The organism is Sinorhizobium meliloti (genome assembly GCF_017876815.1).
In the GTDB taxonomy this organism is placed as follows: Bacteria; Pseudomonadota; Alphaproteobacteria; order Rhizobiales; family Rhizobiaceae; genus Sinorhizobium; species Sinorhizobium meliloti.
This window is the reverse complement of sequence record NZ_JAGIOS010000001.1, coordinates 3011184-3022267: the sequence shown is the minus strand read 5'-3', so window position 1 is coordinate 3022267 and position 11084 is coordinate 3011184. Positions and strand designations below refer to the sequence as shown.

Here is an 11084-nt window from a genome sequence, read left to right as displayed (position 1 = left end):
ATACGACTTGTCAATACGAATGGACATAGCGGCGACGATTTTGGCGAAGACGGCAGTCAGCGCTGCGGAGAGCAGCGCCAATAGCTGCCAGCTCTGCGTCATCAGAATTCGACGCCCTTCTGGCCCTTGATTCCCGAGCGGAAGGGATGCTTCACCAGCTCCATCTCCGTCACCAGATCGGCGATCTCGATCAGGTCTTCCTTGGCATTTCGGCCGGTCAGGACCACATGCGTCATGTGCGGCTTCTCTTCCTTGAGGAAGCTTACGACCTCGGCGACGTCGATATAGTCGTAGCGCAGCGCGATGTTGATCTCGTCGAGGAGCACCATGGAGTTGCGTTCGTCGCGGATGAGCTCCTTGGCCTTTTCCCAGGCCTTCGCCGCCATGGCAATGTCGCGCGCGCGATCCTGCGTTTCCCAGGTGAAGCCTTCGCCGAGCGTGTGGAACTGGCAGATCTCGCCGAAATGCTTCTCGATCAGGTCGCGTTCGCCCGTGTGCATGGCGCCCTTGATGAACTGAACGACGGCGCAGGGCATTCCGTGGGCGATGTGGCGAAAGATCATGCCGAATCCGGCAGTCGACTTGCCCTTGCCCTTGCCGGTGTGGACGATGATCAAGCCTTTTTCGTCCGTCTTGGTGGCCATGATCTTGTCACGGGCGGTCTTCTTCTTCGCCATCTTCATGGCGTGACGCGCTTCATCCTTCTCGGCGATCGGTTCGCCGGTATTCGCGGTCTCGTCGTTCATGATGTCCTCCCTATTGATTTCCGGCCATCAGACGGTCGGTAGCCGCGCGGCCGGAAAGGCTGTTCAGTTCGAATCGCGCCGAATTGGAGCGCGGGTTCCATAGGCCGCGGTCGATCGCCTCCAGCAGCCTCTCCGATATTTCCGAAAGCGCGGCCGGGTTCTTTTCGCGCAGGAACCCGAGGACTTTCTCGTCGGCGATATAGGCCTGATAGGCTGCCTCGAAGTGATGATCGCGGACCGCCCCGGTGGTCGCAGCGAAGGCGAACATGTAATCGACCGTCGCGGCGATTTCGAAGGCTCCCTTGTAGCCGTGGCGCATCACGCCGTCGATCCACTTCGGATTGACAACGCGGGCACGCACCACGCGGCCGATCTCCTCCTCGAGCGAGCGGATGACCGGCTTTTCGGGGCGCGAATGGTCGTTGTGGTAGATGGCCGGGCGCTGGCCGCCGAGATGCTCGGCCGCGGCGCTCATGCCCCCCTCGAACTGGTAGTAGTCGTCGCTGTCGAGCAGATCGTGCTCGCGATTGTCCTGGTTCTGGACCACGGCTTCGATCGAGCGCAGACGCTCCTCGAAAAGGCCGCGCTCCGCCTTTCCATCCTCGCCGGCACCGTAGGCGTAGCCGCCCCAGCTGAGGTAAGCCTCGGCAAGATCGCCGCGCGTTTCCCAGCCCTTCTCGTCGACAAGCGCCTGCAGGCCCGCTCCGTAAGCGCCGGGTTTCGAACCGAAGACGCGATAGGAGGCACGGCGTCGAGCCTCCTTCGCGTCGGCGCCCCGCTCTTCCCACCGCCGCGTTTCGGCACGCATGCGGGCGGCGATCATATTGTCGGCATCGTCCTCGTCGAGCGCGCCGACCGCGCGGACCGCCTTGTCGAAGAGTGCTATCTGCTCGGGAAAGGCGTCGCGGAAGAAGCCGGAAATACGCAAGGTGACGTCGACACGGGGACGGCCGAGAACGGCAAGCGGAATGATTTCGTACCCGGTCACGCGGCGCGAGGCCATGTCCCAGACGGGCTTTGCTCCGATCAGTGCCAAAGCCTGGGCGATATCGTCTCCGCCGGTACGCATGTTGGAGGTGCCCCAGGCCGTGAGACCGAAGGAGGACGGCCATTCGCCATGGTCCTGCAGGTAGCGGCGGATGAGCAGCTCCGCCGATTTCTTGCCGAGCTCGTAGGCCGCCGGGGTCGGCACGGAGCGGCTGTCCACCGAATAGAAGTTGCGCCCCGTCGGCAGCACGTCCGGACGGCCGCGCGTCGGCGCACCCGAGGGACCGGGGGCGACAAACCGGCCGTCGAGGCCCGTCAGCAGACCCTTTATTTCCGCCTCGCCGGAGCTTTGGATCGAAGGCTTCAGCCGCGTCTCGATCACGGCAAGTACGGCGCGGGTGTTGGTCCATCCCACCGGACAGGCTATTTCGCCTGAAACGAGCTTCGCCGCAAGCAGTTCGATGCGCTCGACCGTGTCGCCGGCGGTGCGCCATGGCGCATCCGAGAGGGCGGCGAGAAGATCGGGCTTCAGGCCGGCCCAGGGATCGGACATGACGCAATCGAGCGGGTCGAATGGTTGCGGGCGTTGCGAGCGTGAAGCCGCGTGCAACCCCAAGTCCACCGCGATTGCCCGTTGCAGGCTCTGATCTCCGCCCTCACCCAGACCCCGCGGCACACGGGCGAGCGCGACCGTAAGATCGGTCAAGAGCCGACCTTCCGGCGCCAGGCCGAAAACATGCAAGCCGTCGCGGATCTGCATTTCCTTGAGGTCGCAGAGATAGGCGTCGAGTTTTTCGAGCGCCCGGTTCTCGCTGTCGCCCTTCTCGATCCCGGCGTCGTGGTCGAGGCCGATGTCGCGGACGAGATCGAGGATCTGCCGGCTGAGCAGCCTCAGCCGCCGCGGATCGCCGCCCGCGGCCTCGTAATATTCGTCGACCAGCGCCTCCAGGTCCTTGAGCGGTCCGTAGGACTCCGCCCGCGTCAAAGGTGGCGTCAGATGGTCGATGATGACGGCGCTCGTCCGCCGCTTGGCCTGTGTGCCTTCGCCGGGATCGTTGACGATGAAGGGATAAAGATGCGGCATCGGGCCGAATATCACCTCGGGGTAGCATTCTTCGGAAAGCGCCAGCGCCTTTCCGGGAAGCCATTCGAGGTTGCCGTGCTTGCCCATATGGACGATCGCATGGGCACCGAAGACCTCGCGCAGATAGGCATAGAAAGCCAGATAGCCGTGCGGCGGCACGAGGTCCGGAGCGTGATAGGTTTCCTTGGGATCGATGTTGTAGCCACGCGCCGGCTGGATGCCCACGAGCACATCGCCGAAGCGCGCGAGCGGCAGGGCGAATACGCCGTCGATGAAGAAGGGATCGGCCTCCGCCGCACCCCAGCGCGCGGTCACTTCCTCTTGAATCTTTTTCGGAAGCGCGTCGAAGAAACCCTTGTAGCGATTCAAGGAAATGGTTTCGCGGATTTCCCGGTCGCGGCTCGCCGCATTGGTCGGCCCGGCCATCAGAAAGCCGATCAGCGCGTCGCCGTCATCAGGAACATTGCCGACAGCGTAGCCTTCTGCCGTCATCGCCTTCAGCACTTCAATCGTGCCGGCAGGCGTATCGAGACCCACGCCGTTTCCGAGGCGCCCGTCGCGGTTCGGATAGTTGGCCATGACGATTGCGACCCGGCGGCCCTCGGGCCGGGTCCGGCGCAGCTTCGTCCAATTGGCGGCGAGGCGTGCCGCGAAGCGCGCGCGATCGGCAAGCGGCTCGTGGCCGACGATATTGGCCTCCACCAGCGGGTCGTAAACCGAGGCTGCCTTGAAGGAAACGGCACGGGAGAGAACCCGCCCGTCCACCTCCGGCAACGCGACATTCATGCCGAGATCGCGGGCCATCAGCCCTTGAGCCGAAGTTTCCCAGCCCTCCCGCGACGACCCGGAAAAGATGACCTGCAGCACCGGCGCGCCGCCCGATTCGAGCACGGTCGGCTGGCGGTCCGCGCCCGGTGCGGAAACGGCAAAGCCCGTGGCGTTCATCACGACATCCGGAAGGGCTTCGGCGAAGACCGCTTCGAGCGTGCCGATCGAGACCGGATCCTTGAGGCTGGAGACGAAAACGGGGAGTGCCCGCACGCCCTCGGCCGCAAGCGCCTCGATCAGCGCCTCTACCGGTTTCGTCTCCCCGCTCTGGACGAGCGCGCGGTAGAAGCAGACGGCGACGGTGGGTTCGTGTTCCGCTCTGTCCGCCTGCGCGGTGGGTACAGCCCGACGCAGTTCGGATAGGCGAACCCATTCCTCGACGCCGATCACGCCCCTGCCCGGCCACCATATGCCGGCCTTGAGCAGCGGCCGCGCCGGCTGCGGCTTGTCGCCGCCGTCGATCAATGCCTGCGCGTAATCGAGGAAAAGGCCGGCATTCTCCGCGCCGCCTTCGGTGCAATACCCCCAAAGGCGCTGCCGGTCTTCCACCGATACGGTGGAAAACGGGTCGAGGCCCGGGTCTGGCTTGTCGTCGCCCGGCAACACGGCGATCTGGAATTTATTCGCAACCGCCGCGGCGTAGAGCGCCTCCAGGACGTAACGGAAGTAGCTCGCACCACCCAGCGGCCGTACGACGATCAGCTTCGCATGCCTCGCCGTGCGTTCGACGTAAGTGTCGACCGACATGGGGTGCATGAGATTCATCAGGCTGGCGATCCGCAGGCTTCTTGCGCCCGCGCGCTGACGATGGGCAGCCGCGATCGAGGCAAGTTCCGTATCGGCCGCCGACAGGAACAATATGTCGCCCGGGCTCTGTCCGAGGTCGATCGCCTCATTACCGTCGGCGATCGTTCCTTTCTGAGCTAGGAGGAGATGCATGGATGCTCCCGCAACAAAGACCCCTCCCGAGGGGTTGGGGAGGTGAACTTCAGTTTCACACTCAAAATCGCCTCACACGAGTGCCGAAATCGCTGCACGCACGGCAGGCTCGTCCATGTCGTGCAGCCCGATGACGACGAGACGCGTGCTGCGTGTTTCGCCGGAAGCCCATGCGCGGTCGAAATACTGGTCGATGCGGCTGCCGACCGCCTGGACCAGGAGGCGCATCGGCTTTCCCGGAACGTCGACGAAGCCCTTGAGGCGCAGCACGTCGTGCTCTGAAATCACGCCCTTGAGCCTTTCGGTGAAAGCGGCAGGGTCGGCTATCGCGCCGAGCTCTACGACGAAGCTGTCGAACTCGTCGTGATCATGCTCCTCGCCTGCCTCATGTTCCATCTCGTGGTGAGACTTGCGGTTGACGATATCGCCCTCCGTACCCACGCCAAGCCCGAGCAGGATGGCGGCGGCTACCTCGCCGTTCCTCGCCTCGATCATCGTCGGCTTGCGGCTGATGCGGGAGGCCACCTCTTCGCGCACGGACTTGAGTCCCGCGGCGTCGATAAGGTCCGTCTTGTTGAGAACGATGAGGTCTGCGGCGGTGAGCTGATCCTCGAAAAGTTCTTCGAGCGGGCTCTCGTGGTCGAGATTATCGTCGCCGACGCGCAGCGCGTCCACCTTGTCGTGATCATCCGCAAAGCGGCCCGCGGCGACCGCTGCGCTATCGACCACTGTGACGACGCCGTCGACCGTTACCTCGCTGCGGATGTCCGGCCAGTTGAATGCGGCGACGAGCGGCTGCGGCAGCGCCAGGCCGGAGGTTTCGATGACGATATGATCCGGCCGGTTCTCCCTCTCGAGCAGCTTCGTCATGGTCGGGATGAAGTCGTCGGCAACGGTGCAGCAGATGCAGCCATTGGTCAGTTCGATGATATCCTCTTCCGAACAGGCTTCCGCTCCGCAGCCCTTCAGCACATCGCCGTCGACCCCGAGATCGCCGAATTCGTTGATGATCAGCGCTATGCGCTTGCCGTCGGCATTCTGCAGCAGGTTGCGGATCATCGTCGTCTTGCCGGCACCGAGAAAGCCGGTGATGACGGTAGCCGGTATCTTGCGCTGCGGAGCCCTTGCGAGTGTCATGAATCAACCCTTCATTTTCAGCGGCAGTCCGGCCGCGACAAAGTAAACTTCTGCGGATTTCTCCGCCACGATCTGATGGAGCCGGCCGGCGTGATCGCGAAAGTCGCGCGCCATCCGGTTTTCCGGGACGATCCCGAGACCCACCTCATTGGAGACGAAAACGAGGCGCGAGCGCGCCTCGGGCAGAAAGGCGGCGAGCGCGGCGAATTCGGCGGCCATGTCGCGCTCCTCCATCATCAGATTGGTCACCCACAGGGTCAGGCAGTCTATGAGGACAGCCCGGCCGGGCTCATCGATGCGGCGAAGCAGCCCCACGAGATCGAGCGGTTCCTCGTGCGTGGTCCAGCCCTTGCCCTGCCGAGTGGCCTGGTGAAGGGCGATGCGCTCCTGCATCTCCTCGTCGAAGGCCCGGCCGGTCGCAAGATAGTGCATCGGAGACCCGGTGGCTTCGACGAGTTTTTCCGCGAAGGTGGATTTTCCCGAACGCGCGCCGCCAAGCACGAGGGTCGGGCCGAGATTGGAAATGTCCATTACCGCTTGCCATAGCGATGGCTGTAGCGGCAACGGCGCACGCCGAAAACGCGTTCGATCGAAGATCTATGAGCCACGACAACCTCCGTGCTGGCATCGGGGAGCATCTCCCCTCGGGCGGAATGCCCTGACGGATGGCAGGTCTCCTGGCTCACGGCGTCACGATCCTCATGGCCGCACGTTCGCCGGACCGGCTCGGCCCGAAAAACGATGCGGCAAAAGACCGAACGGGCTCGCCTCGCCTTCCCGGCGTTTGCGGCATCGCGAAAGGCGGACGATTCGTAGAAGAAGAGGCGTCCTGCCCGGCTGATCGCAATGCCACGCCAGTGGCTTTTCCGACATGCCGCCAAACTTCACGAGACTGCCCATGCAGCGCGTTGAAATCCGGCGAAATGCCCGATGGCGAACCCTGACCGTTCTACAGTCGCGGGGTCGGCTGCGATAAGGGCGCCCGGCGTGGGTCCGCCCCTTCGCATTCCCATTTACTCCCTCGCCCCACCTCGGCACGAGAGAACCATCCATACTGCGTTAATTATGAAGCGGCGGCGGCAAAGTCAATCGACGGCCTGCGACACCGGGGCCGCCGATTACGGCAGAAATGCGCTTTGCGTCGGCTACTCCGAACGGGTAGGCAGACACTTCCGCCCACCCCATGATAAGAATGAATGCTTGGGGTCCGGCGACATTGTGTCGATCCGGTTATTTCTCATTCACGCTCATGATCCCGGACCACGTCGGCCGCAGGAGATCATCGTGGAGGGTGCGATGTTTCACTTGCGTCGTGCCGCAATCGCTGTGTTGGGCGCAGCGTTTTACGGTTCCATACCGACAATTGCTGCCGAACCGGTTGGAGAAGCGGTCCGGATCAGGACGGTGGTCACCGGCAGCGGCGGACCGCTCGTGGAGCGGGACGCCGTTCACCGGGACGAGCGAATAAGCACGTCCAGATCCGGGCTCGGCCAGTTCGTGTTCCGCGACGGCAGTAAATTGGCGGTGGGGGCAGGCTCTTCCGTCGTCATCGACAAGTTCGTCTTCAACGATTCGAAATCGGTGCAGCAACTCACCGTCGCCGCCGCCAAAGGCACGTTTCGCTGGATCAGCGGAAATTCGAAGCACTCGGCCTATCAGATCCTGACACCTGCCGGAACGATCGGCGTACGCGGAACCGTGTTCGATTTCTACATCGGCAATGACGGAACGACGGCGATCGTTCTCCTGGAGGGCGCGGCCCGGTTCTGCGGCCCGGCGGGATGCCAGCAGCTCACCCGACGCTGCGATTGCGTGATCGCAAAGCGCGACGGAACCATGACGGACACGCACAGGGCCGGTCGCCGCACACTGGCGACGCTCGGAAACCGGAAGGCCCTGCCCTTTCTTTCGGGCGACCAAAGACTGTCTGCCTCCTTCGGCAGCATGAGCGGCAGTTGCGGTATTTCGGCCGCTGTCGAGATCAAGCCGACCGCGCCGGAACGCGCGCGGCCGCCCGAAAGAGCAAGCCCGCAAAAGGCGCCCCGCCCGGGCAAGACACCCAGCAACGAGCCGGGCAAGCGTGGCCTCGACAAGGGGAAGAAGGGGCAGGACACGGGCAAGAAGGGGCAGGACACCGGCAAGAAGGGCCAGGATACCGGCAAGAACGGGCAACTGGACACAGGCACGAAGAAGGGCCGCGGTTAGAGCACTCCCTCTCTACTCGGCGGATCCGACTTCGTCTGCGAACGGCAAAGGCTCACCGGCAAAGTGGTCTGTCCGGCGCCCGATGCGGCGGTAGAAATCCGATAATCCTCCACATAGGGCCGGAGCCTTGAGCTTTGCGGCATTGACGAGTTCTCTGCGCGGCCGTGACCTCGAACGCATCGCCCCGATCAACTGTTCATGAATGCGCTGCAGCTCGGAAAACTCGGCCGAAGCGGCCATATGCTCGTCACCGACCACGGCGTATACCCGCGTTCGCGTGCTCTTGCCCTTCAGCGCCAGCGCCCCCGCCTCCAGCACGGCGCACCGTTCGCCCAAATCCGCCGTCGTCTCGGATATAAGAATATCGAAGCCGACGTCCTTGCAGGCGGCCTCGATCCGGGCGGCGATGTTGACCGCGTCGCCGACGGCCGAATAGTTGAAGTGCATCTCCGCCCCCATATTGCCGACGCAGGCAAGCCCGGTATGGATTCCCACGCCGATCGCCACCTTTTGATCGCTCCCGAAGCCGAAGGCGTCGCTCTCGTTGAGCCGGGCGAGCGTCTCGCGCATGGCCAAGGCGGCGCGGACCGCCTTGCCGGGGTGATCGGCGACGTCGACGGGCGCGTTCCAGAACGCCATGATCGAATCGCCGATGAACTTGTCGAGCGTGCCCTCGTTGGCGATGACATGGCGGCTCAGCGCGTCGAGCAGCGTATTGAGAAAACGGACCACCTCTCCCGGCGTCAGGCGCTCGCTGATCTCCGTGAAGTTGCGTACATCGACGAACATGATCGTCAACTCACGATCGTCGCCGCCGAGACGCAGGGCGTCCTGCGTATGCTCGATGCGATAGAGAAGCGAGGGCGACAGGTACTGGCCGAAGGCGCGCCGAACCACGCGCCGCTCCCGGTCTATGACCAGGAACCGATAGGCGGTTGCCGCAAAATGGGTGATCGATCCGGCAAGGATTGGAGCCAGAGGGTCGAATAGCAGGCCTGCATAAAGGAAGGCTGACCAGGAGGCCACGAGGGCCAGCGCGGTTATCAGGAGGCCGCAGGCAAGCGCGACGGCCGGGCTGACGAAGGTGGTCAGCAGGACAAGCAGGCTGCCTGCAGCCGCGATCGCAAGGATCTCCAGTCCGTCCGCCCAATCCGGGCGGGAGAGAAAGCGGCCCGAGAGGACCTGCTCGACAGTCTGCGCGTGCAGCGACACTCCGGGCACATTGTGCCCAAGAGCCGTGGTGCGAATGTCCTGCAGGCCTGCTGCCGACGTGCCCACGAATACGATACCGCCTTCGATCGCTGCCCTCGTTTCGGCGGAAACTCCGCCGGGCGCCAGCACCCGGCCGGCAGAGACATATCTTTCAGCGCGATCCGGACTGACATAGAGCCAGAGTTCGCCCGCTGCGGTCACCGGCACCACGAATTCGCCGACCTTGATCAGCGTGATGGTATCGGGCGCATCCGGAGCACCCGCTACGATGTAGGTGGAAGCGCCTTGAGCCACGCGCAGCGCTTCGAGGGCCAGGTTCGGATAGAGTTGCTCGCCATCGCTCAACAGCAGCGGGACCGAGCGCACGACGGCCGACCGGCTGCCGGGATTGAGGCTTATATGGCCCAGGCCCGCGGCCCTGGCTTCGAGTTGCGGCCTCAAAGGAGTCGCAGCCGTAAGCCGCGGCGGCGCATCGAACGGGCTTTCCCCGGTGAAGGCGAAACCCGCTTTCACCGGCGGCCGGTAGTTGCCTGCGTTGGTAAGGCCGAAACCGAGCACGACGGGCCGGTCGCCGATCGATCGTGCGAGTATCTCGTCATTGTCCGGCAACCGCTTAAGGAGCGCCTGATCGACGCCGGCGACGTCGCGCATGACGCTGCGCGGCGAAAGACGGTCGGGTTCGGAGAACAGGATGTCGAAGGCTATCGCCGCCGCGCCAATTTCCGAGAGCCGGTCGACCAGAGCGGCAACGCGGTCGCGCGGCCACGGCCACTGGCCGAACTCTTTCAGCGACGCCTCGTCGATGTCGACGACGCGAACCGGAACGTTCTCGAAGCTGCGCGGCGCCAGGCGCTGGTACTCGTCGAAAGTGAGATCGCGGGCGAGACGCAAAAGTGGCGGATCGGTTGCACGCAGCACTGTGAGCGCCGCGACGATCGCCAGGCCGATAATGACCCCAACTAGCTGCGTGCGTGCCATGGCAGCGCCCTTCGCGCCGGACGCCGTCGCCATGCACAGCGGCGAAGAGGTCGTCCTACCCCGAAACCATGCTGCATTTTTCGCAAGGCGTATGCAACGGAGAACGTGAAGACGGGTGTAAAGCTCAGGTCCTGGTTGGAAGGACCTTGTCGAGAAATGCAAGCATGGCGCCGTTGAACACGTCGGGTCTCTGCAGCGGCGCAAAGTGGCTGACGTGTTCAAGCGCGATCAAGTCGGCTGCGGGAATGCTCCGGGCGAGATATTGGGCGTGCTCCCATTTTATGAACTCGTCCTTCTCGGCCTGCACGACCGCGACCGGTACTCGGATTTCGGCGAGGTCGCCTGCCGAGTAATTGGGTTGCGTACTCATCATCTCGCTGACGGCCGAGACGAAGTCGTCGAACTGATCCGGCGTCGCCGACAATTCGGCATAGTCCTTCCGGTGCCGGGCGAAGCAACGATCGATAACCGGAGTGGCCTCGAATTCTGTCGCGCCGCTCGGGTCCATGTTGCAGGCGAAGAAAAAGACGCCGGCAATGCGCTCGGGCGCGCGGTTCGCAAGAACGAGGCCGATGCAAGCCCCGTCGCTCCAGCCCACCACGGCGAACTTCTGAAGCTGCAGCATGTCCGCGACGGCGAGGACGTCGGATGCCATCACTTCGTAGCTGTAGGGCCGCTCATCACGCGTGCTGCGCCCATGTCCGCGGCTGTCGATGAGCACGACGCGACGGCCTGCGTCAAGAAGCGGCGCAAGCTGATAGCCCCAGTTGCCGCTGTGGCCGAGGCCGCCGTGCAAAAGGACCACCGGTGCTCCCGCGCCGTATGTCGAATACCATATCCGGGCGCCATCGCGCTCCACATAGCCCTGCTCCGCGGCTGGAGGCAGAGCCGGTGCGCCCCGGGCTTCGAACTGCCGAAGATCGTCGTCGTATTGCTGCATTCCGATCCTTTCAACGAGCCGTTTGCTG

7 protein-coding genes are annotated in these 11084 nt (G+C 63.9%); 1 reads left to right on the top strand and 6 read right to left on the bottom strand.

The features are described from left to right. Nucleotides 1-101: 101 nt before the first annotated feature. The 4 genes from cobO to cobU all read right to left on the bottom strand — a co-directional run bounded on the left by cobO (nucleotide 102) and on the right by cobU (nucleotide 6252). Nucleotides 102-746 carry a cob(I)yrinic acid a,c-diamide adenosyltransferase gene (gene cobO / locus JOH52_RS14625; RefSeq protein WP_003530731.1) on the bottom strand — a complete coding sequence of 215 codons (645 nt, stop codon included), beginning with the start codon at nucleotides 744-746 and terminating at the stop codon, nucleotides 102-104. 10 nt (nucleotides 747-756) lie between these two features. After that, nucleotides 757-4584, bottom strand: a complete 3828-nt coding sequence (cobN, locus tag JOH52_RS14620; protein ID WP_014526918.1) for a cobaltochelatase subunit CobN — start codon at nucleotides 4582-4584, stop codon at nucleotides 757-759. A 72-nt stretch (nucleotides 4585-4656) separates the two neighbouring features. Then, nucleotides 4657-5721 (bottom strand): cobalamin biosynthesis protein CobW, encoded by a 1065-nt coding sequence (gene cobW, locus JOH52_RS14615; protein ID WP_013844591.1) that lies wholly within the window; start codon nucleotides 5719-5721, stop codon nucleotides 4657-4659. Between the two features lie 3 nt (nucleotides 5722-5724). Further along, nucleotides 5725-6252, bottom strand: a complete 528-nt coding sequence (gene cobU / locus JOH52_RS14610; RefSeq protein ID WP_003530724.1) for a bifunctional adenosylcobinamide kinase/adenosylcobinamide-phosphate guanylyltransferase — start codon at nucleotides 6250-6252, stop codon at nucleotides 5725-5727. A 765-nt stretch (nucleotides 6253-7017) separates the two neighbouring features. On the opposite strand from cobU, the gene JOH52_RS14605 reads away from it, so the two are divergent. Next, a complete protein-coding gene (locus JOH52_RS14605; protein ID WP_013844592.1) occupies nucleotides 7018-7926 on the top strand; it encodes a FecR family protein in 909 nt (302 codons plus the stop codon). 12 nt (nucleotides 7927-7938) lie between these two features. Here JOH52_RS14605 and cyaD2 read toward each other — a convergent pair whose 3' ends face one another. Both cyaD2 and JOH52_RS14595 read right to left on the bottom strand, forming a co-directional pair. Further along, the gene (gene cyaD2 / locus JOH52_RS14600) at nucleotides 7939-10116 is read right to left on the bottom strand and encodes an adenylate cyclase CyaD2 (RefSeq protein WP_010969598.1); all 2178 of its coding nucleotides are present in this window, start codon (nucleotides 10114-10116) and stop codon (nucleotides 7939-7941) included. A 124-nt stretch (nucleotides 10117-10240) separates the two neighbouring features. Further along, complete coding sequence (locus JOH52_RS14595) at nucleotides 10241-11056, bottom strand: alpha/beta fold hydrolase (RefSeq protein WP_003530716.1); 816 nt, start codon at nucleotides 11054-11056, stop codon at nucleotides 10241-10243. Between the last annotated feature and the right edge of the window lie 28 nt (nucleotides 11057-11084).

Excerpts from the sequence above, each read along its gene's own strand:
- cobO (WP_003530731.1), bottom strand. The coding sequence starts at position 746 with ATGAACGACGAGACCGCGAATACCGGCGAACCGATCGCCGAGAAGGAT.
- cobN (WP_014526918.1), bottom strand. The coding sequence starts at position 4,584 with ATGCATCTCCTCCTAGCTCAGAAAGGAACGATCGCCGACGGTAATGAG.
- cobW (WP_013844591.1), bottom strand. The coding sequence starts at position 5,721 with ATGACACTCGCAAGGGCTCCGCAGCGCAAGATACCGGCTACCGTCATC.
- cobU (WP_003530724.1), bottom strand. The coding sequence starts at position 6,252 with ATGGACATTTCCAATCTCGGCCCGACCCTCGTGCTTGGCGGCGCGCGT.
- JOH52_RS14605 (WP_013844592.1), top strand. The coding sequence starts at position 7,018 with ATGTTTCACTTGCGTCGTGCCGCAATCGCTGTGTTGGGCGCAGCGTTT.
- cyaD2 (WP_010969598.1), bottom strand. The coding sequence starts at position 10,116 with ATGGCACGCACGCAGCTAGTTGGGGTCATTATCGGCCTGGCGATCGTC.
- JOH52_RS14595 (WP_003530716.1), bottom strand. The coding sequence starts at position 11,056 with ATGCAGCAATACGACGACGATCTTCGGCAGTTCGAAGCCCGGGGCGCA.